Origin of the sequence: Escherichia sp. KTE96 (assembly GCF_000408525.1) — a bacterium.
In the GTDB taxonomy this organism is placed as follows: Bacteria; Pseudomonadota; Gammaproteobacteria; order Enterobacterales; family Enterobacteriaceae; genus Escherichia; species Escherichia marmotae.
In genome coordinates this window covers 877,590-901,884 of sequence record NZ_KE137149.1, presented here as the reverse complement: position 1 = coordinate 901,884, position 24,295 = coordinate 877,590, and the positions used below count along the sequence as shown (strand labels likewise).

At 52.6% G+C, this 24,295-nt stretch carries 20 protein-coding genes and 1 tRNA gene; 4 read left to right on the top strand and 17 right to left on the bottom strand.

The window, feature by feature from the left end; all coding sequences use genetic code 11:
• Positions 1 to 16 precede the first annotated feature (16 nt).
• From A1WG_RS10085 to nnr, 15 genes are all read right to left on the bottom strand, one after another.
• Positions 17 to 418, bottom strand: coding sequence for a DUF2170 family protein (locus A1WG_RS10085; RefSeq protein WP_000220117.1), 402 nt, complete (start codon positions 416 to 418; stop codon positions 17 to 19).
• Positions 419 to 544: 126 nt separating this feature from the next.
• Complete coding sequence (gene rlmB / locus A1WG_RS10090; protein WP_001293269.1) at positions 545 to 1,276, bottom strand: 23S rRNA (guanosine(2251)-2'-O)-methyltransferase RlmB; 732 nt, start codon at positions 1,274 to 1,276, stop codon at positions 545 to 547.
• Positions 1,277 to 1,455: 179 nt separating this feature from the next.
• Positions 1,456 to 3,897, bottom strand: a complete 2,442-nt coding sequence (rnr, locus tag A1WG_RS10095) for a ribonuclease R (RefSeq protein ID WP_001517624.1) — start codon at positions 3,895 to 3,897, stop codon at positions 1,456 to 1,458.
• Between the two features lie 38 nt (positions 3,898 to 3,935).
• Positions 3,936 to 4,361, bottom strand: coding sequence for a nitric oxide-sensing transcriptional repressor NsrR (nsrR, locus tag A1WG_RS10100; RefSeq protein ID WP_001177639.1), 426 nt, complete (start codon positions 4,359 to 4,361; stop codon positions 3,936 to 3,938).
• A 206-nt stretch (positions 4,362 to 4,567) separates the two neighbouring features.
• A complete protein-coding gene (purA, locus tag A1WG_RS10105; RefSeq protein ID WP_000527967.1) occupies positions 4,568 to 5,866 on the bottom strand; it encodes an adenylosuccinate synthase in 1,299 nt (432 codons plus the stop codon).
• A 103-nt stretch (positions 5,867 to 5,969) separates the two neighbouring features.
• Entirely contained in the window at positions 5,970 to 6,167 is a 198-nt protein-coding gene (locus tag A1WG_RS10110) for a DUF2065 domain-containing protein (RefSeq protein WP_001089300.1), read from the bottom strand.
• Between the two features lie 81 nt (positions 6,168 to 6,248).
• A complete protein-coding gene (gene hflC / locus A1WG_RS10115; protein ID WP_001232407.1) occupies positions 6,249 to 7,253 on the bottom strand; it encodes a protease modulator HflC in 1,005 nt (334 codons plus the stop codon).
• Positions 7,254 to 7,255: 2 nt separating this feature from the next.
• Positions 7,256 to 8,515 (bottom strand): FtsH protease activity modulator HflK, encoded by a 1,260-nt coding sequence (hflK, locus tag A1WG_RS10120; RefSeq protein WP_001517623.1) that lies wholly within the window; start codon positions 8,513 to 8,515, stop codon positions 7,256 to 7,258.
• Between the two features lie 86 nt (positions 8,516 to 8,601).
• Positions 8,602 to 9,882, bottom strand: a complete 1,281-nt coding sequence (gene hflX / locus A1WG_RS10125) for a ribosome rescue GTPase HflX (protein WP_000460354.1) — start codon at positions 9,880 to 9,882, stop codon at positions 8,602 to 8,604.
• Between the two features lie 75 nt (positions 9,883 to 9,957).
• Complete coding sequence (gene hfq, locus A1WG_RS10130; RefSeq protein WP_001051887.1) at positions 9,958 to 10,266, bottom strand: RNA chaperone Hfq; 309 nt, start codon at positions 10,264 to 10,266, stop codon at positions 9,958 to 9,960.
• A gap of 85 nt (positions 10,267 to 10,351) precedes the next feature.
• Positions 10,352 to 11,302, bottom strand: a complete 951-nt coding sequence (gene miaA, locus A1WG_RS10135; protein WP_001280339.1) for a tRNA (adenosine(37)-N6)-dimethylallyltransferase MiaA — start codon at positions 11,300 to 11,302, stop codon at positions 10,352 to 10,354.
• Complete coding sequence (mutL, locus tag A1WG_RS10140) at positions 11,295 to 13,142, bottom strand: DNA mismatch repair endonuclease MutL (RefSeq protein WP_001122492.1); 1,848 nt, start codon at positions 13,140 to 13,142, stop codon at positions 11,295 to 11,297. Before mutL ends, miaA begins: the two co-directional genes overlap by 8 nt.
• A gap of 9 nt (positions 13,143 to 13,151) precedes the next feature.
• The gene (gene amiB, locus A1WG_RS10145) at positions 13,152 to 14,495 is read right to left on the bottom strand and encodes an N-acetylmuramoyl-L-alanine amidase AmiB (protein ID WP_001517622.1); all 1,344 of its coding nucleotides are present in this window, start codon (positions 14,493 to 14,495) and stop codon (positions 13,152 to 13,154) included.
• 18 nt (positions 14,496 to 14,513) lie between these two features.
• The gene (gene tsaE, locus A1WG_RS10150; RefSeq protein ID WP_000981973.1) at positions 14,514 to 14,975 is read right to left on the bottom strand and encodes a tRNA (adenosine(37)-N6)-threonylcarbamoyltransferase complex ATPase subunit type 1 TsaE; all 462 of its coding nucleotides are present in this window, start codon (positions 14,973 to 14,975) and stop codon (positions 14,514 to 14,516) included.
• Positions 14,947 to 16,494, bottom strand: a complete 1,548-nt coding sequence (nnr, locus tag A1WG_RS10155; protein ID WP_010379592.1) for a bifunctional ADP-dependent NAD(P)H-hydrate dehydratase/NAD(P)H-hydrate epimerase — start codon at positions 16,492 to 16,494, stop codon at positions 14,947 to 14,949. The genes tsaE and nnr overlap by 29 nt, the downstream gene beginning before the upstream one ends.
• Between nnr and queG the strand changes: the two genes are divergently transcribed.
• Positions 16,493 to 17,632, top strand: a complete 1,140-nt coding sequence (gene queG / locus A1WG_RS10160) for a tRNA epoxyqueuosine(34) reductase QueG (RefSeq protein WP_001294210.1) — start codon at positions 16,493 to 16,495, stop codon at positions 17,630 to 17,632. The two genes, nnr and queG, sit on opposite strands and share 2 nt — an antisense overlap.
• A gap of 269 nt (positions 17,633 to 17,901) precedes the next feature.
• Here the strand turns inward: queG and A1WG_RS10165 are convergent.
• Together A1WG_RS10165 and orn are read right to left on the bottom strand one after the other, a co-directional pair.
• Positions 17,902 to 17,977 (bottom strand) — tRNA-Gly (locus A1WG_RS10165).
• 210 nt (positions 17,978 to 18,187) lie between these two features.
• The gene (gene orn / locus A1WG_RS10170) at positions 18,188 to 18,733 is read right to left on the bottom strand and encodes an oligoribonuclease (protein WP_001517620.1); all 546 of its coding nucleotides are present in this window, start codon (positions 18,731 to 18,733) and stop codon (positions 18,188 to 18,190) included.
• Positions 18,734 to 18,827: 94 nt separating this feature from the next.
• On the opposite strand from orn, the gene rsgA reads away from it, so the two are divergent.
• The 3 genes from rsgA to mscM all read left to right on the top strand — a co-directional run bounded on the left by rsgA (position 18,828) and on the right by mscM (position 24,290).
• Positions 18,828 to 19,880, top strand: coding sequence for a small ribosomal subunit biogenesis GTPase RsgA (gene rsgA, locus A1WG_RS10175; RefSeq protein WP_000041983.1), 1,053 nt, complete (start codon positions 18,828 to 18,830; stop codon positions 19,878 to 19,880).
• Between the two features lie 96 nt (positions 19,881 to 19,976).
• Positions 19,977 to 20,945, top strand: a complete 969-nt coding sequence (asd, locus tag A1WG_RS10180; RefSeq protein ID WP_000934902.1) for an archaetidylserine decarboxylase — start codon at positions 19,977 to 19,979, stop codon at positions 20,943 to 20,945.
• Positions 20,946 to 20,966: 21 nt separating this feature from the next.
• Positions 20,967 to 24,290, top strand: a complete 3,324-nt coding sequence (gene mscM / locus A1WG_RS10185) for a miniconductance mechanosensitive channel MscM (RefSeq protein WP_001517619.1) — start codon at positions 20,967 to 20,969, stop codon at positions 24,288 to 24,290.
• Positions 24,291 to 24,295 lie beyond the last annotated feature (5 nt).

Genomic DNA, 24,295 nt, shown 5'->3' with positions numbered 1-24,295 from the left:
ATACCTGTCTTCGTGATTAATATGAATATTCTTCAGTAATTTCAGCTAAATCCAATGCATTATCTACCAGCGTGGTTATCTCCAGCAGGAGATCATCAAGGGAAGAGTTAAGCGATAATGCACCAAAAACAATGTAATACTCTTCCTGCTCCACACTGGAGATCCCTACCGATGACAGTGGCATAATCTTCTGATTTCTTAATAAGAAGGTATTAAATTCATCTGGATTACTGATACAACTTACCGGGCAAATAAATGTTTCGATAATCATCTGGCGGGAAGTAAAAAGAATATTGATTTGCAAATCGCCATAATCATTCATTTTAATAATTAATGCGTTTTCATTATTTGTTATATCAATATTTTGTTCAGGTACAGTTTGCAGCGCCGTCGCCAGCGCCAACGGATTCCATGTCATATATTATTCCATAGTGATTAAGTTAAAATATTAATAATATGAATATTTGTAGCACGTAATTATCTTACCAGCTCCAGGTAAAAAAAAACCATCCAAATATGGATGGTTTTTCATAATTCAGAGGAATTAGCTACGCTGGCGTACTGCTTCAAATAAACAAATGCCGGTCGCTACCGAAACGTTCAGGGAAGAAACGCTTCCTGCCATCGGGATGCTGATCAACTCATCGCAATGTTCACGGGTCAGGCGACGCATGCCTTCACCTTCCGCGCCCATCACCAGTGCCAGACGCCCGGTCATTTTGCTCTGATAGAGAGTATGATCCGCTTCACCCGCCGTACCGACGATCCAGATATTCTCTTCCTGCAACATACGCATGGTGCGCGCCAGGTTAGTCACCCGAATCAGAGGAACGCTTTCTGCCGCGCCACAGGCCACTTTTTTCGCCGTTGCATTGAGTTGAGCGGAACGATCTTTCGGTACAATCACCGCATGAACGCCAGCGGCGTCTGCGCTACGCAGGCACGCACCGAGGTTGTGTGGATCGGTAACGCCGTCGAGGATCAGCAGGAACGGTTGTTCGAGCGAAGCGATCAGATCCGGCAGATCGCTTTCCTGATACTGACGTCCAGGCTTCACGCGGGCGATAATGCCCTGATGCACGGCACCGTCGCTTTTCTCGTCGAGATATTGACGATTTGCCAACTGGATAACCACGCCATGAGATTCGAGGGCGTGAATCAGCGGTAACAGACGTTTATCTTCACGGCCTTTTAAAATAAAGACTTCCTGAAAACGTTCAGGGGCGCGCTCCAGCAGGGCCTGCACTGCGTGGATGCCGTAAATCATTTCGCTCATTAATGTACTCGTTGTTAACGTTTTGCCTGATACGCTACGCTTATCAGGCCTACATGATTCTGCAATATATTGAATTTGCGTGATTATGTAGGCCTGATAAGGCGTTCACGCCGCATCCGGCATGAACAAAGCGCACTTTGTCAGCAATCTGCCCCTCTTCTGTTTGAAGAGGGTTTTGATCACTCAGCTACTTTTTTCTTCGCTGCACGCTTCGCTTTGGTCGCTGCAGCTATTTTCTGCGTTTTAGCCGATGGCTTTTTCGCTTTTCTCGCGTCTTTTTTCGCCGCTTTCGGCTTCGCTTTTTTCTCACCACGGAAAGCACTGTCTGGCTCAAAGTTTACCTTTTTGCCCACCTGACGACGCTTACCGGCTTTTTTACCTGCATCACCTTTTTTCGCTTTCTCGCGCGCCGTTTTACCGACGTTGCGTGGCGCGCGTTCGCTGGAGATCAGGCTAAAGTCGATCTTGCGCTCGTCCATATTAACCGCTTCGACGCGAACTTCCACGCGGTCGCCCAGGCGATAAGTCTGGCCGCTGGATTCCCCCATCAGACGTTGACCAACCTGATCAAAGCGATAGTAGTCGTTATCCAGCGAAGAAACGTGGACCAGGCCATCAATAAACAGATCATCCAGGCGAACAAAGAAACCGAATCCAGTGACGCTGGAAATTACGCCTTTAAAGACGTTGCCCACCTGGTCGAGCATAAAGTCACACTTCAGCCAGTCTGCCACATCACGCGTTGCTTCATCGGCACGACGTTCCGCCATCGAACAGTGCTGACCCAGTTGCAGCATCTCTTCCATTGAATAATGGTAGCCACCGGTTTCAGTCGTGTTCCCCTGATGCCCCTGCTCTTTCGCCAACAGATACTTAATGGCACGATGCAGCGTCAGGTCAGGATAACGACGAATCGGTGAGGTAAAGTGGGCATAAGACTGCAATGCCAGACCAAAGTGACCGCGGTTTTCCGGATCGTAAATCGCCTGTTTCATTGAGCGCAGCAGCATGGTTTGTAGCATTTCTGCGTCAGGACGGTCGGCAACCGACTCCAGCAGTTCTGCGTAGTCGCGCGGTTCTGGCTTGTTACCACCCGGCAATTCCAGCCCCAGTTCCGCCAGCACTGAACGGAAAGAGGTAATCGCTTCGGTGCTCGGCTTGTCGTGAATACGGAACAATGCCGGTTCTTTCGCTTTCTCAACGAAACGTGCCGCCGAGATATTCGCCAGAATCATACACTCTTCAATTAATTTGTGCGCGTCGTTACGCTGAGTCTGTTCGATACGTTCAATACGACGTTCAGCGTTGAAAATAAACTTCGCTTCTTCACTCTCAAACGAGATCCCACCGCGCTCTTCGCGGGCTTTATCCAGCACTTTATAGAGGTTATGCAGCTCTTCGAGATGCTTAACCAGCGGAGCGTATTGTTCACGCAGTTCCTGATCGCCCTGCAGAATATGCCAAACTTTGGTGTAAGTCAGACGCGCATGAGAGCTCATCACCGCTTCGTAGAATTTATAGCCGGTCAGGCGACCTTTCGACGAAATGGTCATCTCGCACACCATACACAGGCGGTCTACCTGCGGATTGAGCGAGCACAGGCCGTTAGAGAGTACTTCCGGCAGCATCGGGATAACCTGCGAAGGGAAGTACACCGACGTACCGCGGTTACGTGCTTCTCTGTCCAGCGGTGTTGGTGGACGCACATAGTAACTGACGTCGGCAATTGCGACCCATAAACGCCAGCCACCGCCGCGTTTCTTCTCGCAGTAAACCGCATCGTCAAAGTCACGGGCGTCTTCGCCATCAATGGTGACCAACGGTAAATCACGCAGATCGACACGGCCTGCTTTTGCCTCTTCCGGCACTTCTTCTTTCAGTCCGGCAACCTGTTGCTCAACAGCCTGCGGCCAGATGTACGGAATTTCATGGGTGCGCAGGGCGATATCAACCGCCATGCCGGTGCCCATATTGTCGCCAAGTACTTCGACGATTTTACCCACCGCTTTGGTACGACGTGTCGGGCGTTGAGTCAGTTCGACAACAACGACAAAGCCCATGCGTGCGCCCATGATCTGATCAGGTGGGATTAAGATATCGAAGCTCAAACGGCTGTCGTCAGGAACCACAAAGCCGACGCCCGCTTCGGTAAAGTAACGACCCACAATCTGGCTCGTTTTTGGCACCAGTACGCGGACAATACGCGCTTCACGGCGGCCTTTACGGTCAGCACCAAGCGGTTGCGCCAGAACCTGATCGCCATGAATGCAGGTTTTCATCTGCTCGCTGGAAAGATACAAATCATCTTTACGCCCTTCAACCCGCAGAAAGCCGTAGCCATCACGGTGGCCAATAACAGTACCTTTCACCAGATCGAGACGTTCCGGCAGCGCATAGCACTGACGGCGAGTGAAGACCAGTTGACCGTCGCGCTCCATCGCGCGCAGGCGACGACGCAGGCCTTCAAGCTGCTCTTCGCCTTCAATGTGCAGCTCTACCGCCAGCTCATCACGGCTGGCCGGTTTTTCACGTTTGGTTAAATGTTCGAGGATAAATTCCCGACTAGGGATGGGATTCGCGTATTTTTCAGCTTCGCGTTCCTGGAAAGGATCTTGTGACATCTCGGTTCCTCCGTTGTCATCTCTGATGAAGATTTTCGTCACTCCACCAGCAATAATTTATAAAGCGGTTGATTCTCTTCAACCAAATCGGCAAGCGTGTAGTTATCCAGTTCCGTAAGAAAACTTTGCACGGCCTTTGAAAGTGCCTGTTTCAACCGACAGGCAGGTGTGATGTGGCAAAACTCACTGCTGCAATTCACCAACGATAAGGGTTCCAGCTCGCGCACCACATCACCAATACGTATAGCACTCGCCGGTTTACCCAGGCGAATGCCGCCATTTTTTCCACGAACAGCAGTCACGTAGCCGGCACGACTAAGTTGATTGATTATTTTGACCATATGATTACGGGAAACGCCGTAGACGTCAGTCACTTCAGAAATGCTGGTCATCCGCCCTTCTGGCAATGATGCCATGTAGATCAGCGCGCGTAATCCGTAATCAGTGAAACTCGTTAACTGCACATCAACCTCAAAAAAGGGAAAGCGGGAAAAAATACATTTACATTGATGATAAACCAGCCACAAGCTGTGTCGCTAATTTATTTCAGTTTGGGGAAGGAAAAAAGCGAGGATTTAACACTGTGTCGGATAGCGTAATGGCTTACCCGACACAGTAATGTATCACACTGCTAGCCCGGCAGGCAAAAGATCTGCCGGGCGTACCAGAATTACGCGTCGAACGGGTCGCGCAGAATCATGGTTTCAGTACGATCCGGACCAGTAGAGATGATATCGATCGGCACACCGGTCAGCTCTTCAATACGCTTGATGTAGTTCAGCGCTGCCTGCGGCAGACCGCTACGATCTTTCACGCCAAAGGTGGATTCAGACCAACCCGGCATGGTTTCGTAAATCGGCTCAACGCCTTTCCAGTCATCTGCTGCCAGCGGAGTGGTGGTCACTTCGCGACCATCCGGCATACGGTAGGCCACGCAGAGTTTCACCTCTTTCAGGCCGTCCAGAACGTCCAGTTTGGTCAGGCAGAAGCCAGACAGAGAGTTCAACTGTACCGCACGACGAACAGCAACGGTGTCCAACCAGCCGGTACGACGGCGACGACCCGTTGTCGCGCCAAATTCGTTACCCTGCTTGCAGAGGAACTCGCCGGTTTCATCAAACAGTTCAGTCGGGAACGGACCTGCGCCAACGCGAGTGGAGTAAGCTTTGAGGATACCCAGAACGTAATCAACATAACGCGGCCCCAGGCCGGAACCGGTCGCCACGCCACCCGCAGTGGTGTTGGAAGAAGTTACGTACGGATAAGTACCGTGGTCGATATCCAGCAGCGTACCCTGCGCACCTTCGAACATGACGAAATCGCCACGTTGACGCGCCTGGTCGAGCAGGTCAGAAACGTCAACCACCATAGAAGTCAGGATGTCAGCAACCGCCATCACATCATCCAGAACTTTCTGGTAATCAACCGCTTCAACTTTGTAGTAGTTAACCAACTGGAAGTTGTGATATTCCATCACTTCTTTCAGTTTTTCAGCGAAGGTTTCTTTGTCGAAAAGGTCGCCAACACGCAAACCGCGACGTGCTACTTTATCTTCGTAGGCCGGCCCGATACCACGACCCGTGGTGCCGATCGCTTTCGCACCACGCGCTTTCTCACGTGCGTTATCCAGCGCCACGTGATAATCAAGGATCAGCGGACATGCTTCAGACAACAGCAGACGCTCACGAACGGGGATGCCACGGTCTTCCAGTTCTTTCATCTCTTTCATCAGCGCAGCCGGAGACAGCACAACACCGTTACCGATGATGCTGGTTACATTCTCGCGAAGAATACCTGATGGAATAAGATGGAGAACGGTTTTTTCACCGTTGATTACGAGAGTATGGCCTGCGTTGTGACCGCCCTGGTAGCGTACAACATATTTAGCCCGTTCAGTCAGAAGATCGACGATCTTACCTTTACCTTCGTCACCCCATTGGGTGCCCAGTACGACGACGTTGTTACCCATTTTTCAAAATCACCGTTTGCTTAAAAATGGATTCTACCATCGCTTTTTCAGAGTTACAGCACTTTTTGCATCCAAAAATGACCTTAGTCAGTCTATTTTTTGCTCAGCCAATCGTTTTCCTCAACATGTAGTAGACCACAACGCCCGCAACCACAAGTCCACCGCCAAAACGGCGTAAAATATTATCGGGTAAATTGGTCATCGCGGAGATCATCTTCTTCCACGCCTGTGGGTAAAGCATCGGCCCTAAACCTTCCAGCACCAAAACCAAAGCAAGCGCCAGCCAGATTGTCGAATTCATTCATTGTCCTTATAGAAAAAGAAAACCACCGGCATCCCTGAGGATGCGGTGGCTTTATTTACCTGTACCGCGGTCGTTATCTTAACGCGTCGCGGAGCTCGGCGTCTTCATGTAGCGGAAGAAATCGCTGTCCGGGCTCATGACCATCACGTCCTGATTACCGGAGAAGCTATTCTCGTAGGCACGCAGGCTACGGATGAACGCGTAGAAGTCTGGGTCCTTGCTGAATGCATCAGCAAACAGTTTAGCCGCTTCGGCATCACCTTCACCGCGCATGATACGACCCTGACGCTCTGCTTCTGCCAGCGTTCTGGTCACTTCATAGTCGGCAGTCGCGCGCAGTTTTTCCGCTTCTTCCTGACCTTGTGAACGGTGACGACGCGCTACCGCTTCACGCTCGGCGCGCATACGGTTGTAAATCGCTTCAGACACTTCGGTCGGCAGGTTGATCTGCTTGATACGCACATCGACAACTTCAATACCCAGCGCAGCCATACTGTTCGGGTTGATGACCGGAACCTTGCCCTTAGTCTCTGCCGTTACACGTTCAGCGGCTTCTGCGATAGCGTTATCTGCCGCAGGCGTAGACACTTCATCTTCCGTCCCCGCAGAACCAGAGTTCAGCGCGTCACGCACTTCGAGGGTCAGACGACCACGAGAATCAGTGACGATGTCTTTCACATCCAGACGACCAATTTCAGAACGCAGACGGTCAGAGAACTTACGTTTCAGCAGCACTTCTGCTTGCGAAATATCGCCGCCGCCCGTTGCCAGGTAGTAACGGCTGAAATCGCTGATGCGCCATTTGATGTAAGAGTCGACGATCAGGTCTTTCTTCTCTTTGGTCACAAAGCGGTCTGCCTGGTTGTCCATGGTCTGAATACGCGCGTCGAGCATTTTCACCGTTTCAATGAACGGTATCTTGAAATGCAGACCCGGTTCATAAACCAGAGGTTTGTTGTCATCGTCACGCAGTACCTTACCAAAACGCAGCGTAATACCGCGCTCACCTTCTTTGACGACAAAGACAGACATGTAAAGCACTACCAGCACGATGATGATAATCGCGATAACTGACTTACGCATCGTTATTCCCCCTGACGCTGGTAGTCGTTACGCTGCGCGTTGGCGCGGCGTTGGTCCATAATATCGCCCTGACTGGTGGACGACGTGTTGCTTGCTCCACTGGTTGTGGAGGAAGAGGCTGGCGGCAGACGCAGCAAGTTGCTGGCACCGTTGTCGCTCTTCGCCGCAGGCGCGTTGCCGCCTTTCAGCATCTGGTCTAACGGCAGAACCATCAGGTTGCCACCTTTATCGTTAACCAGCACTTTGCGGGTGTTACCCAACACTTTTTCCATCGTCTCGATATACAGACGCTCGCGAGTAATTTCCGGCGCGGCTTTATATTCCGGCAGAAGTTTAGCAAAGCGCGCCACTTCACCCTGGGCTTCCAGGATAGTCTGAGCCTTGTACGCACGCGCCTCTTCGAGGATACGTTGCGCCTGACCGTTCGCACGCGGCTGAACTTCGTTGGTATACGCCTCTGCTTCACGAATGTATTGCTGTTCGTTTTCACGCGCAGCAATCGCATCGTCAAACGCGGCTTTTACTTCTTCCGGCGGACGAGCGGCCTGGAAGTTGACGTCCAGCAGCGTGATACCCATGTCATACGGGCGGATAGTCTCTTCCAGTTCGCGCTGAGTATCGCTACGAATTACGGTACGACCTTCCGTCAGAATGCGGTCCATGGTGTATTTACCGATAACCCCACGCAGGGCGCTGTCGGTTGCCTGACGCAGACTGTCATCCGGGCTGGTCACGCTATACAGGTATTTTTCCGGATTAGTGACGCGGTACTGCACGTTCATCTCAACGCGCACCACGTTCTCGTCCGATGTCAGCATCACACCGGAAGCAGCCAGTTCACGCACGGCTTCCACGTTCACCGGTTTTACTTCGTCGATAAACGTCGGCTTCCAGTTCAAACCAGGTTCAACCAGATGGCTGAATTTACCAAAGCGTGTTACCACGCCGCGTTCGGCTTCTTTAATGGTGTAGAAACCACTGGCTGCCCAGATAATGACAATCGCTGCCGCTGCGATGGTAACGACACGACCGCCAAGCTGCGGGCGCGGGCCTTGCGATGAACTACCACCGCCAGAACCGCTGCCTTTACCGCCGCCCAGACCACCGAGTTTTTTGCTCAGTTTGCGGAAGATATCATCTAAATCAGGTGGCCCTTGATCGCGACCGCCTTTGTTTCCATTTCCCTCAGAGTTGCCGCCAGGTTTGCTGCTTCCCCACGGGTCGCGGTCTTGTCCGTTATTACCGGGCTGATTCCACGCCATGTTTGTGCTCCATATTTGTTATGCGGTGATCCCTGTTGTCTTTCGACGCCAGAGGATATGACTCCACGCTTCAGACGCTTTGCCGGTTAGATCAGGTAATCGATCAACGCCGGTTCTTGTTTACAGAGGCGACGCCAGTCAATGATCGGCATACGAACTTGCAGACTTACGCTGCCGTCCTCCTCCATCCACTCTTTTTCTATTGCCTGAAGCTGATAAAAACGGCTTCTCAGACGCCCTTCCTGCGGCGGCAAACGCAATGTATGCTGCGCCACCTCACCGGAAAGCCGCTCCGTCAAAGCCTGAAAAAGCTGTGGTATCCCCGCTCCGGTCTGCGCGGAAAGCCAGACACGAATCGGTTTGTTCTCTTCATCTCGATCAATACGCGGTTCGAAATCGTCCAGCATATCGATCTTGTTCATCACCAGCAGGGTTGGGATCTCGTGAGCATCGATCTCTTCAAGAACCGTATTCACCGCTTCGATGTTCTCCTGTACGCGCACATCTGCCGCATCAATGACGTGCAGCAGCAATGTGGCTTGCCGCGTCTCTTGCAACGTGGCTTTAAACGCCGCCACCAGATCGTGCGGCAAGTGGCGAATGAACCCTACGGTATCCGCCAGTACGGTTTCACCGACATCCGCGACGTCAATACGCCGCAACGTAGGGTCGAGGGTGGCAAACAACTGGTCTGCCGCATAAACCCGTGCTTCGGTGATGCGATTGAAAAGGGTAGATTTACCGGCGTTGGTATATCCCACCAGCGAAACTGTAGGAACGTCGGCTTTGATGCGCGATTGCCGCCCCTGCTCACGCTGCTTTTCAACTTTTTCCAGGCGCGACTGTATCTGCACAATGCGATTACGCAACAAACGACGGTCGGTTTCGAGCTGGGTTTCGCCCGGCCCACGCAAACCGATCCCGCCTTTCTGTCTTTCAAGGTGGGTCCAACCACGCACCAGGCGCGTGGCCAGATGGCGCAACTGCGCCAGCTCAACCTGCAACTTACCCTCATGAGTACGTGCACGTTGGGCGAAAATATCTAAAATAAGACCAGTGCGGTCGATAACACGACATTCGCACAAACGCTCCAGGTTACGCTCCTGCGCCGGACTCAGTGCATGGTCAAAAAGAACGACCGAAGCACCCGTCGCTTTTACGGCTTCCGCAATTTCAACGGCTTTACCTTCACCAACAAAATACTTTGGGTGCGGCGCTTTACGGCTACCGGTAATCACCTGCAATGCTTCGACACCGGCGGAAGAGACCAGAGATTCAAACTCCTGGAGGTCTTCCATATCTTTGTCTTGCGTAAAATAGATGTGTACCAGCACCGCCTGCTCACCAGCATCATAACGGTCAAACAAGCGTATAACCCTCTAAATAGATCAGCGGGGAACGCAGGATCGCTGGCTCCCCGTGTAAAAAAACAGCCCAAAACCTTATTCGGTTTCTTCGCTGTCCTGTTGCGCGGAAGTATTCTGCGCGCTGCTACCATGATGGTAGTTACTGCTGGTACTGCCACCGGCGTTGTTACTGTGATGAGAAACCGGGCGAGACGGGACAACAGTAGAAATCGCGTGCTTATAAACCATCTGGCTGACCGTGTTTTTCAACAGGATCACGAACTGATCAAAAGACTCGATTTGTCCTTGCAGCTTAATACCATTCACCAAATAAATAGAAACTGGAACACGTTCCCGACGCAGTGCGTTCAGGAACGGATCTTGTAAAGATTGCCCCTTAGCCATTCTCTCTTTTCCTTATATGCTTATTTGTACTTTGAACCTTTCGATTCTGAAAAAATTGCGCACGATACGTCTCAATTGTACACATTCAGCCTGCGATAGCACCAACAACCTGTAATACTTCGTCACGCGCCTGTTCTGGTTTTTCACTGTCAAGCCAGTGAACCCCTTCCCAACCACGCAGCCAGGTTATTTGCCGCTTCGCCAACTGTCTCGTGGCGCAAACACCTCGATAAACCATTTCATCGTATGAGATTTCGCCTTCAAGGTAAGACCACATCTGGCGATAACCCACGCAACGAATGGAAGGCAAATCCGTATGCAAATCTCCTCGGGCAAAAAGCGCCCGGACTTCTGCTTCAAAACCTGAAGCCAACATCTGATGAAAACGCTGCTCAATTCGTTGATGGAGCAGTTCACGGCTCGCCGGGGCGATGGCGAACTGATGCACCTGATACGGTAGAGCGTCTCCTGACGTTTGCGTCAGTTCCGTTAAAGTTTTACCCGAAATGAAAAAAACTTCCAGTGCCCGGGAAAGCCTTTGTGGATCATTTGGATGAATCCTTGCTGCCGCAACCGGATCGATCTCCTGAAGTTGACGGTGCAATGACTCCCAACCTTGCTCTGCCGCCTGTTGCTCAATTCTGGCCCGTACTTCCGGGTCCGCCGACGGTAGCGGCGACAACCCTTCCAGTAACGCCTTGAAATACAACATCGTACCGCCTACCAACAGCGGGATCCGCCCCGCCGCGGTGATATCGGCCATTTCCGCCAGCGCATCGCGGCGAAAATCAGCAGCCGAATAAGCCTGCGACGGATCGCGAATATCCAACAATCGGTGCGGCGCGGCGAGTAACTCTTCAGCGTTCGGCTTCGCCGTCCCGATATCCATCCCTTTGTAAATAAGGGCAGAATCAACGCTTATCAACTCTACTGGTAAAATTTTACGCAGCTCAATAGCCAGCGCCGTTTTACCGGAGGCCGTTGGCCCCATCAAAAAAATTGCCTTAGGCAGGCTCGCCTTACTGATATCACTCATCTTTCAGGGCTTTTATCGCCGGATGTAAATCAACAGATTGTAACAGACCACCCGGCGGCGTTTTCACAAGCTGAGGACATAACCGTTCTACGTCCGCCAGTAGGGTAATGGCTTGTGCCATTGACCACTGTGCATGTTCGCTCGTCAGATTTCGTGCAATCCACTGCGCAATATTGCCATGTTCGAATACGGACTGCTTTGCCAGGTAGCCTATCAGTTCAGGAATCAAGATTTGTAAATTTTGTTGGCGTAAGGGTAAAGGCACGGCCCTGATGGTCACATGCTGCGCATCGGACTGATATTCAATGCCTAACTCTGCCAGTGCAGACTGCGCTTTTTCTAATGCCGATTTTTCTTCGCCAGAGACTTTTAGCCGCAACGGAATAAGCAACGGCTGGGCGCAAACTGGCGATTCACCCGGCGTCAGTTGCACCTGACGCAACCAGCGTTCCGCTACCGGCAGGGCTAAAAGTGAAATTTTGCCGTCGCGTTCCAGCAGCGCACAGTCAGAATGGACGATAGTCAGCACCCGACCAAAGCTTTGACCATTCGCTGCCAGCGTAAGTTCCTGCGGTTCTGACGCTTTTGGTTTGTGCATTGGCGCAGGCGTTTGCAAAAGCTGGCGATACACTTCGCCTTGCTGTTTCTGGTAGCCTGGCTGTGCGTTCGGCCACGGAGCGGCCTGGCGGCTGCCTGTTGCTGGAGCAGGAGAGTAGCGCTGGGCTGCTGGCTCACGAACTGCCGGTTCAGCAAAATGATTACGCCCTGCTGCCACGCGGTTTTCTGGTACAGGACGCGGTGCTGGCTGAGCGTTACCCTCCAACGGCAAAGGCGTTTCCAGTTGCTGTTGCAGCACGCTTAACACACCCTGATAGATAAAATCATGCACCAGGCGCGACTGATGAAAACGCACTTCGTGTTTGGCAGGGTGCACGTTAACATCCACCTGATGCGGGTCGATCTCAAGATACAACACAAACGCCGGTTGTTGGTCGGCCCCCAGTTTATCTTCGCAGGCCTGGCGGATCGCGTGATTGATCAGGCGATCGCGCATCATGCGCCCATTCACGTAGCAATACTGAATTTCTGCCAGCGCGGGCGTGGTGTGAGTCGGATCTACGACCCAGCCGTGCAGCGTGAGGTCACCGTGCTGCCATTCAATCGCCAGCGCATGTTCGAGAAAAGCGGTGCCACAAATCGCCCCTAAACGGCGCTCTTTTTGCCCGCCTTCCGGCACCGCGCGGTACTGGCGCATGATTTTGCCGTTATGTGACAGGTTGATGGTCACATCGAAACGCGCCAGTGCAATACGCCGGATAATCTCATCAATATGGTTAAATTCCGTTTTCTCGGTGCGCATGAATTTGCGCCGCGCCGGGGTGTTGTAGAACAGATCCAACACTTCCAGCGTCGTTCCCACCGGATGGGCAGCAGGTTTAACCGTCACATCCATATCACGCCCTTCGGCATAAGCCTGCCAGGCTTCCTGCTGTTCCGCGGTGCGCGAAGTGAGTGTCAGGCGGGAAACCGAACTGATACTCGCCAATGCCTCACCGCGAAAGCCCAGGCTGATAATGGCTTCGAGATCGTCCAGAGAGGCGATTTTACTGGTGGCATGACGCGCCAGTGCCAGCGCCAGTTCATCTTTTTTGATACCGCAGCCGTTATCACGAATGCGGATAAGTTTCGCCCCGCCACGTTCGATATCAATATCAATGCGCGTCGCCCCCGCATCGAGGCTGTTTTCCACCAGTTCTTTGACTACCGACGCAGGTCGCTCGACCACCTCACCTGCGGCAATCTGGTTCGCCAGTTGTGGCGGTAAGACCTGAATTGGCATCAATAATCCTTAGTTTGGCAGCGTGCGATCTGACGTCGTGGCAGTACTGGCTGTCTGCGCAGTTGCGCCCTGCGGCGCAGACTGCATCGGATGCGCAAGGAAATAATTGCGCAGGCCGTTGTAAATGGCTTCTGCCAACTGCTGTTGATAATCGTCGCTCGCCAGCAAACGCTCTTCGCTGTTATTGCTGATAAAACCGGTTTCGACCAGTACTGACGGGATATCCGGCGAACGCAGAACGCCAAGGCTGGCGTGTTCTGGTCGACGTTTATGAATTTCGCCAATGCGTTGTAACTGGCTGATCATACTGGTCGCCACATCATACCCTACCCGCTGGGAATGACCGAACTGTAAATCCAGCACAGCCTGGCTTAAGTACGGATCCGACTGGCTGTTTGCCAGCACATCACCAGCACCGCCCAGCAACTCTGACTGTTTCTCGTGCTGTTCCAGCCAGCTTGCCATTTCACTGTTTGCGCGACGGTTCGAGAGCACCCATACAGAGGCGCCGGTGGCACTGCGGTTCGGTGCGGCATCGGCGTGAATCGACACGAGGAAATTGGCGTTTTGCTTACGTGCGACGTCACTACGCCCCATCACCGAAATAAAGTAATCCCCGTCACGGGTTAAAACCCCCTTAAACATCGGATCGGCATTGAGCAAAGTACGCAATTTACGCGCGATGGCGATGGTGACATTTTTCTCCCGCGTACCGCCAGGGCCGATAGCGCCTGGGTCCTGACCGCCGTGCCCGGCATCAATGGCGATGACAATTTTATCGCCAGTGTTAGCCGTCGCGCGCGCTGCCGGACGCGTTACCGTATTGCTGCTGATGACACCTGTTGTGCGGTTGCTTTCAGTTTTAAACGGATTGCGCGCAGGTTCACTTACGCGCGGTGCGACAACCGTAGGTGTTTCAACGCGTTTAGCAACCACAGGCGGCGGAGGGGGCGGTGGCGGTGGCGGTGCATCGGCGTTAATCGTAAAGACGACTGTGTAATTGCTACCATTCTGCCGCTTCACCGCTTCGGTTTTACCGTTTTCGGTAAGATCGACCACCAACCGCAGCGTTTGCGCATCTTTTGGCGTGCCAGAGCGAATAGCTTTTACCAAATTATTGCCACTGAACAACAACGGTAGCCCCTGAATTACACCGGTTTGTTTAATATCCAGCGCCACAGTGCGTTTGCTTTGATGGCTAAAGGCATAATCAGGATCGCCAATAAAACTCAACGTTATCCGCGCCTGCTCACTGCCATTAGAAACCTGAATATCAGAGAGCGTAGCGGCACCAGCCTGTGCGCACAACAGCACCAATGCCGCCACCAACCAATTTTTGATGCGATACATCATCCCGCCACCTTTTAAAGGTTAACCGGCTAAACGCGCCAGCAACAATTCACCCGCAGAGGAAACAGCACTCACGCGCGCCTCACGGCCTTGTGCCTGATAATCAATGTGTATTTCGACATCCGGGTCAGGAAGAACACCTGTACCTTGTTGTGGCCATTCCACCAGGCAGATGGCATCGTGGGCAAAATAATCGCGGATCCCCATAAACTCCAGCTCCTCGGGATCGGCAAGGCGGTACAAATCAAAGTGATAAACCATTAATTTGTCGAGCGTATAGGGTTCGACCAGCGTATAGGTGGGGCTTTTGACATTACCCTGATGGCCCAGAGCTTGTAAAAAACCCCGGCTGAAGGTGGTTTTACCTGCACCTAAATCGCCATACAGATAGATTACGGTAGCGCCATCGCAGGCTTTAGCTACCCGTTCGCCCAGGTCTAATGTTGCCTGCTCGTCAGGGAGCGGAATTACTCGATTCATCATGGTTTTTATCAGTCACTTCCGGGTTAACAATACGCTGTAGCGTGGAAAAGAGATCGGTTGCCAGCATCCCGCGCGTACCAAAACGCGCTGCCAGCACATCGGCCGCCGCACCGTGCGCAACACAACCGGCACAGGCAGCATCATACGGCGTCAGTTTCTGCCCTAACAATGCGCCAATAATACCAGAGAGCACATCGCCCATGCCGCCACTGGCCATACCTGCATTTCCGGCGTCAACAATACCTAACGCATCAGGATGTGCAGCGACCACGGTCCCGGCACCTTTCAGCACCGCCACACCACCATAACGTTGTACCAGACGTTGTGCGTAATGTAAGCGGTCACTTTCAATTTCAGCCACGGAACAGCCCAACAACCGTGCAGCCTCGCCAGGATGCGGCGTGATCACGCGATTGTGACGCTTATCGGGATTGATTGCCAGCAGGTTCAATGCATCGGCATCCCACAACATCGGTTTGCGAAAATTCTCGACTTTTTGTAGGGCTTTTTTCCCCCACTCTTGCTGACCCAGACCAGGGCCAATCACCACCACATCGGCCCATTCCAGGCTATCAGCTAAGGATTCCGCAGTCAGTTCGTATACCATCAATTCCGGGCGCGCGGTCAGCAACGGCGCAATGTTTTCACTGCGCGTCAGCACTCTGACCAAACCAGCACCAGCACGCAGCGCCGCTTCGCCCGCCATACGGATCGCGCCCGCCGTGCCGTGATCGCCACCGATAATCACCAGTCGCCCGTGATCGCCTTTATGTGATGTCGGGCGACGCGGTTTCAGCCAGTGAGAAAGTTGCGATGCGGAAAAGCGCTGAATTTTCGCCTCCTGAGTTGCCAGCCACCTATCCAGCCCCAGCGAGTCAAAATGCAGATCCCCGGTTACATCCCGCGCTTTCCCGGTTAGCAAGCCTGGTTTCAGGGCAATAAAGGTCACGGTGTGAGAGGCGTTGATCACCGCACCTGGCGTGGCTCCGGTTTGTGCTAACAGGCCGGAAGGAATATCAACTGCCACAATCGGCGCAGGATGAGTATTGGCATGATCGATTAATTTACTGATGGGTTCACGGGGCGCTTGCTGCAATCCGGTGCCGAGCAGCGCATCAACTATCAGATCCACCGACTCAGGCCAGACAATATTCGAAGCATGAATCTCGCCTCCCGCGTTTAACCATGCATCGCGCGCTTGTGCGGCCTCTTCTGGCAACGGTTTGTCGCTCTCCTGGGCCAGCAGCGTGACCTCAATGCCGATGGCTTTTGCCCGCCGCGCGACCACATACCCATCGCCACCGTTATTGCCATGACCGCACAGCACCAGCCAATGACGGGCGTCAGGATAAGCGGTACGACACACCTGAAACGCGGCTTCCCCCGCACGAAGCATCAGTTCATAGAGCGTTAGCCCCAGCGCATCCGCCGCCTCGCGTTCGCCACGGCGGATATCGTCGGCGTGCCAGACGGTGTGTGGTATACTTACGGGGTTTTTCTTCATTGTATGGTCCGTCATGTCAGAGCCCCTCGATCTCAATCAGTTAGCGCAAAAAATTAAACAGTGGGGGCTGGAACTGGGCTTTCAGCAAGTAGGTATTACCGATACCGATCTCAGCGAGTCCGAGCCAAAACTGCAAGCATGGCTGGACAAACAATACCATGGCGAAATGGACTGGATGGCGCGTCACGGTATGCTGCGCGCCCGCCCCCACGAGTTATTGCCCGGTACACTGCGCGTGATCAGCGTGCGGATGAATTATCTTCCTGCCAACGCCGCATTTGCCAGCACGCTGAAAAATCCCAAACTCGGCTATGTTAGCCGTTATGCGCTGGGCCGTGACTATCACAAACTTCTGCGCAACCGACTCAAAAAGCTGGGCGAGATGATTCAGCAACATTGTGTTTCGCTGAATTTTAGACCGTTTGTCGACTCTGCGCCTATTCTTGAGCGTCCGTTAGCTGAAAAAGCAGGTCTTGGCTGGACAGGTAAGCACTCACTTATTCTTAATCGCGAAGCTGGTTCGTTCTTCTTTTTAGGCGAACTGCTGGTTGATATTCCGCTACCTGTGGATCAACCGGTTGAGGAAGGATGTGGTAAATGCGTTGCCTGCATGACGATTTGCCCGACCGGAGCCATCGTGGAACCATATACCGTCGATGCTCGCCGCTGTATCTCTTATCTCACCATTGAACTGGAAGGAGCAATCCCGGAAGAACTACGGCCATTAATGGGAAACCGTATTTACGGTTGCGATGATTGTCAGCTTATCTGCCCGTGGAATCGCTATTCACAACTGACAACTGAAGATGATTTCAGCCCGCGTAAACCGTTACATGCGCCGGAGCTCATTGAGCTTTTTGCCTGGAGCGAAGAGAAGTTTTTAAAAGTCACGGAAGGATCAGCGATTAGGCGGATTGGTCACTTACGCTGGCTGCGAAATATCGCCGTAGCACTAGGAAATGCGCCCTGGGATGAAGCGATTCTGGCGGCACTGAACAGTCGGAAAGGTGAACACCCACTTCTCGATGAACACATAGAGTGGGCGATTGCGCAGCAAATCGAGCGACGAAATGCCTGCGTGGTCGAGGTGCAACTACCGAAAAAACAGCGTCTGGTTCGCGTGATAGAAAAAGGCTTACCACGTGACGCCTGATTCATCCACAGCTTGTGAATAAAATTAAAAACACATTGCAATTCAAGCCAGAAAAAATCGTCAAGTGATCAATACGACAAATCAAAACCTTATTTTTCAACTTAAATATCAACACGTTAAAAAATTACTATTCACCGTGCGAAGTTTTCCTGAAATTAAGATTACAGCCCGACACTGTGGATAACTCTGTTTACAAGAGTTTGTCAGAGATAACAAAAACCAGCAATAACGCATCGCGTCGCTGTGGATATTTTATTGAGAGGAGAATTTGGAGCGGGAAACGAGACTCGAACTCGCGACCCCGACCTTGGCAAGGTCGTGCTCTACCAACTGAGCTATTCCCGCGTACTACTTAATTTTTGCTTTCGTAATTTCGCATTTCTGCGTCGTTACGGGAGGCGCATTATACGAGAAATCTTTCCCTCTGCAACCCCCCTAAAAAAATTTTTTTGAGTTTTTATCTCAAGTGCTGAAATTATCGGCAAGACGTTCAATTTAGCGTCAAAATCACGCCGCCGCAAGTGGATTTCGGCGGTTACGTGACCAGGAAAAATTTTACATCTTGATGAAGTGCTCGCGGTAGTAAGCCAGTTCCGCCACCGATTCACGGATATCATCCATCGCCTGATGCGTCCCCTGTTTGGTAAAACCATCAAGAATTTCCGGCTTCCAACGGCGCGCCAGCTCTTTCAGCGTGCTGACATCGAGATAGCGGTAGTGGAAGTACGACTCCAGTTCCGGCATGTATTTGAACAGGAAGCGACGATCCTGACCAATACTGTTACCGCAGATCGGTGATTTTCCTGCTGGCACCCACTGTTTTAAGAACTCGAGCGTCGCCAGTTCCGCTTCCCGATCGCCCATCGTGCTCGCCTTCACACGCTCCACCAGCCCACTGGCGGTATGAGTGCGCACGTTCCAGTCATCCATCAACGCTAACTGTTCATCAGACTGGTGTACTGCAATGGTCGGCCCTTCTGCCAGAATATTCAGGTTGGCATCGGTCACCAGCGTGGCAATCTCAATAATGCGATCGCGCTCGGGATCCAGACCGGTCATCTCAAGATCGATCCAAATCAGGTTGTTTTCATTGGCACTCATGCTATTTTCCACCCATTCACAGTGACTATATTGATTCGCAATTGCGTGTATCATAGATGTTTTGCCCATCAGGGGCGACCAGGAGTCAGTACGATTGAGTAAAAATAAACTCTCCAAAGGCCAGCAGCGCCGTGTGAACGCCAATCACCAGCGTCGTCTTAAAACGTCTAAGGAGAAGCCCGACTACGACGACAATCTGTTTGGCGAGCCTGATGAAGGTATCGTCATCAGCCGTTTTGGCATGCATGCTGATGTGGAATCCGCCGATGGCGAAGTTCACCGCTGCAATATTCGCCGCACTATCCGTTCGCTGGTGACTGGCGATCGCGTTGTCTGGCGTCCGGGCAAACCGGCGGCGGAAGGTATTAATGTCAAAGGGATCGTTGAAGCGGTGCATGAGCGCACCTCGGTGTTGACGCGCCCGGATTTTTACGACGGCGTGAAGCCCATTGCCGCCAACATCGACCAGATCGTCATTGTCTCCGCCATTTTGCCGGAGCTGTCGCTCAATATTATCGACCGTTACCTGGTGGCCTGCGAAACCTTGCAGATTGAGCCGATTATTGTGCTCAATAAGATCGACCTGCTGGACGATGACGGTATGGCATTTGTCAACGAGCAGATGGATATTTACCGCAACATTGGTTATCGCGTATTAATGGTTTCCAGCCATACTCAGGATGGCCTGAAACCGCTGGAAGAGGCGTTGACCGGGCGGATCAGCATCTTTGCCGGGCAGTCTGGCGTCGGTAAATCCAGTCTGCTGAACGCGTTGCTGGGGCTGCAAAAAGAGATCCTGACCAACGATGTTTCGGACAACTCTGGTCTGGGTCAGCACACCACCACCGCCGCACGGTTGTATCACTTCCCGCACGGCGGTGATGTGATTGATTCCCCTGGCGTGCGTGAATTTGGTCTCTGGCACCTGGCACCGGAACAAATCACTCAAGGCTTTGTCGAATTTCATGATTACTTAGGCCTGTGTAAGTATCGCGATTGCAAACACGATACCGATCCGGGCTGCGCTATCCGTGAAGCGGTTGAAGATGGGAAAATCGCGGAAACTCGTTTCGAAAACTATCACCGTATTCTGGAAAGCATGGCGCAGGTAAAAACGCGTAAAAACTTTTCTGATACGGATGACTGACAATTAAGCTAACCGTCGTTAGAATCGTCCCCTTTTTTTCAGGATCCGGCATGTACGCCGGATCAGGAACGACAAAACAATGGCCTGGAGGCTACCTTGTTAAATTCATTCAAACTTTCGCTACAGTATATTCTGCCGAAACTATGGCTTACTCGCCTGGCGGGTTGGGGTGCAAGCAAGCGGGCAGGATGGCTGACAAAACTGGTTATCGATCTGTTCGTTAAATACTACAAGGTCGACATGAAAGAGGCGCAGAAACCGGACACCGCCAGCTACCGTACCTTTAACGAATTTTTTGTCCGTCCGCTGCGTGACGATGTACGCCCGATCGATACCGACCCGAATGTTCTGGTCATGCCTGCCGATGGTGTTATCAGCCAGTTAGGTAAAATCGAAGAAGATAAAATCCTGCAAGCCAAAGGCCACAACTACAGTCTTGAAGCCCTGCTGGCGGGTAACTACCTGATGGCGGATCTCTTCCGCAACGGTACGTTTGTGACCACTTACCTCTCCCCGCGTGACTACCACCGCGTACATATGCCGTGCAACGGTATCCTGCGTGAGATGATCTACGTGCCGGGCGATCTCTTCTCGGTGAATCATCTCACAGCCCAGAACGTGCCAAATCTGTTTGCCCGTAACGAACGCGTAATCTGTCTCTTCGATACCGAATTCGGCCCGATGGCACAGATTCTGGTCGGTGCGACAATTGTTGGCAGCATTGAAACTGTCTGGGCAGGCACCATTACGCCACCGCGCGAAGGCATCATCAAACGCTGGACCTGGCCTGCCGGGGAAAACGACGATTCTGTGGCGCTACTGAAAGGCCAGGAAATGGGGCGCTTTAAACTCGGATCTACTGTTATCAACCTGTTTGCGCCGGGTAAAGTGAATCTGGTTGAGCAACTGGCAAGCCTTTCTGTCACTAAGATTGGTCAGCCGCTGGCTGTATCTACCGAAACCTTTGTTACGCCAGAAACTGAACCGGCCCCGCTTCCTGCTGAAGAGATCGAGGCAGAACACGACGCCAGCCCATTGGTTGACGACAAAAAAGACCAGGTCTAATCCATCAAAGGAAACGCTGACGTGCGCCTGATTATCACTTTTCTGATGGCCTGGTGCCTCAGTTGGGGGGCGTACGCCGCGACGGCCCCCGATAGTAAACAAATCACCCAGGAACTGGAGCAGGCAAAAGCGGCGAAACCCGCGCAGCCGGAAGTCGTAGAGGCGCTCCAGTCTGCCTTAAATGCGCTTGAGGAACGTAAAGGTTCCCTTGAGCGCATCAAGCAATATCAAGAAATCATTGATAACTACCCGAAACTCTCCGCTACTCTGCGCGCACAGTTAAACAATATGCGTGATGAGCCGCGCAGCGTGTCGCCGGGGATGTCTACCGACGCGCTGAATCAGGAAATACTCCAGGTCAGCAGTCAGTTGCTGGATAAAAGCCGTCAGGCCCAGCAAGAGCAGGAACGCGCCCGCGAGATTGCGGATTCGCTTAATCAATTACCACAACAGCAAACTGACGCCCGCCGCCAGTTGAATGAAATTGAGCGCCGACTGGGGACACTCACGGGAAATAGTCCGCTTAATCAGGCACAAAATTTCGCGTTGCAGGCCGACTCCGCACGTTTGAAATCATTGGTCGATGAACTCGAGCTGGCGCAACTTTCTGCCAATAACCGTCAGGAACTGGCTCGTCTGCGCTCGGCACTGGCAGAAAAAGAGAGTCAGCAACTGGATGCGTATTTGCAGGCCCTGCGCAACCAGTTGAACAGCCAACGCCAGCTTGAGGCAGAGCGGGCGCTGGAAAGCACTGAATTACTGGCAGAAAGCAGTGCCGATTTGCCGGAAGATATCGTTGCTCAATTCAAAATTAACCGTGAACTATCGGCAGCGTTGAATCAGCAAGCGCAGCGGATGGATCTCGTCGCCTCACAGCAGCGTCAGGCTGCCAGCCAGACGTTGCAAGTCCGGCAGGCACTGAATACGCTGCGTGAACAGTCGCAATGGCTGGGTTCATCAAACTTGCTCGGTGAAGCACTGCGGGCGCAGGTGGCACGCCTGCCGGAAATGCCGAAACCGCAACAGCTTGATACCGAGATGGCTCAGTTGCGCGTGCAACGGTTGCATTATGAAGATCTCCTCAATAAACAGCCACAACTGCGACAGATCCTTCAGGCCGACGGCCAGCCGCTGACTGCCGAGCAAAACCGGATACTCGAAGCTCAATTGCGTACTCAGCGCGAGTTGCTTAACTCATTACTCCAGGGCGGCGACACGCTACTGCTTGAGCTAACCAAGCTGAAAGTTTCCAACGGGCAACTGGAAGATGCGCTGAAAGAGGTCAACGAAGCGACACACCGCTATCTGTTCTGGACCTCTGATGTGCGCCCGATGACCATCGCCTGGCCGTTGGAAATCGCCCAGGATCTGCGTCGTCTGATCTCGCTGGACACCTTCAGTCAGTTAGGTAAAGCCACCATGATGATGCTGACCAGCAAAGAGACTATTTTACCGCTGTTTGGCGCGTTGATTCTGGTCGGTTGCAGCATTTACTCGCGCCGCTATTTCACCCGTTTTCTTGAACGTTCGGCGGCTAAAGTCGGCAAAGTCACTCAGGATCATTTCTGGCTGACGTTACGGACGCTTTTCTGGTCGATCCTCGTCGCTTCGCCGCTACCAGTGCTGTGGATGACGCTGGGTTACGGCTTGCGCGAGGCGTGGCCTTATCCGCTGGCGGTAGCGATTGGCGATGGTGTAACGGCCACCGTGCCACTGCTGTGGGTGGTGATGATTTGCGCCACCTTTGCTCGCCCGAACGGCTTGTTTATCGCCCATTTCGGCTGGCCGCGCGAACGTGTTTCCCGTGGTATGCGCTACTACCTGATGAGCATTGGGCTTATCGTGCCACTGATTATGGCGCTGATGATGTTTGATAATCTCGACGACCGCGAGTTTTCCGGCTCACTGGGACGTCTTTGCTTTATCCTCATTTGCGGTGCACTGGCAGTGGTCACGCTCAGCCTGAAAAAAGCCGGGATCCCACTGTATCTTAACAAAGAAGGCAGTGGTGACAACATTGCCAACCATATGCTGTGGAACATGATGATTGGCGCGCCACTGGTCGCTATTCTCGCCGCAGCCGTGGGTTATCTGGCAACAGCGCAGGCTCTGCTGGCAAGGCTGGAAACATCGGTCGCCATCTGGTTCCTGTTACTGGTGATTTATCACGTTATCCGCCGCTGGATGCTGATCCAACGCCGCAGGTTGGCGTTTGACCGGGCGAAGCATCGCCGTGCTGAAATGCTGGCACAACGCGCGCGTGGCGAAGAAGAAGCGCATCATCACAGTAGCCCGGAAGGGGCGATTGAAGTGGATGAAAGCGAAGTCGATCTCGATGCTATCAGTGCACAATCCTTGCGGCTGGTGCGTTCAATCCTGATGCTGATCGCCCTTCTTTCAGTCATCGTGCTGTGGTCAGAAATTCATTCCGCTTTTGGCTTCCTCGAAAATATTTCGCTGTGGGATGTCACCTCCACAGTGCAGGGCGTGGAAAGTCTGGAACCGATTACTCTCGGTGCAGTGCTGATTGCCATTCTGGTGTTTATCATCACCACGCAACTAGTGCGCAACCTGCCCGCGCTGCTGGAACTGGCGATTTTGCAGCACCTTGATTTAACGCCAGGTACAGGTTACGCCATCACCACCATCACCAAATATCTGCTGATGCTGATTGGCGGGCTGGTCGGCTTCTCGATGATTGGTATTGAGTGGTCGAAATTGCAGTGGCTGGTCGCTGCACTCGGTGTTGGTCTCGGTTTTGGTTTGCAGGAGATTTTCGCCAACTTTATCTCTGGTCTGATTATCCTGTTCGAAAAACCGATTCGCATTGGCGATACGGTGACAATTCGCGATCTTACTGGCAGTGTGACGAAAATTAACACCCGCGCCACCACTATCAGCGACTGGGATCGCAAAGAGATTATTGTGCCAAACAAAGCGTTCATTACTGAGCAGTTTATCAACTGGTCGCTTTCTGACTCGGTCACGCGCGTGGTGTTGACGATTCCGGCTCCTGCCGATGCCAACAGTGAAGAAGTGACGGAAATCTTGCTAACCGCAGCGCGTCGCTGCTCGTTGGTCATCGACAACCCGGCACCGGAAGTCTTCCTGGTCGATCTACAACAGGGGATTCAGATTTTCGAGTTGCGTATTTACGCCGCGGAAATGGGTCACCGTATGCCGCTGCGCCACGAGATCCACCAGTTAATTCTGGCGGGCTTCCACGCCCACGGTATCGATATGCCATTCCCGCCGTTCCAGATGCGTCTGGAAAGTCTGAACGGTAAACAAACGGGCAGAACATTAACGTCTGCGGGTAAAGGACGTCAGGCAGGAAGCTTGTAACGTGA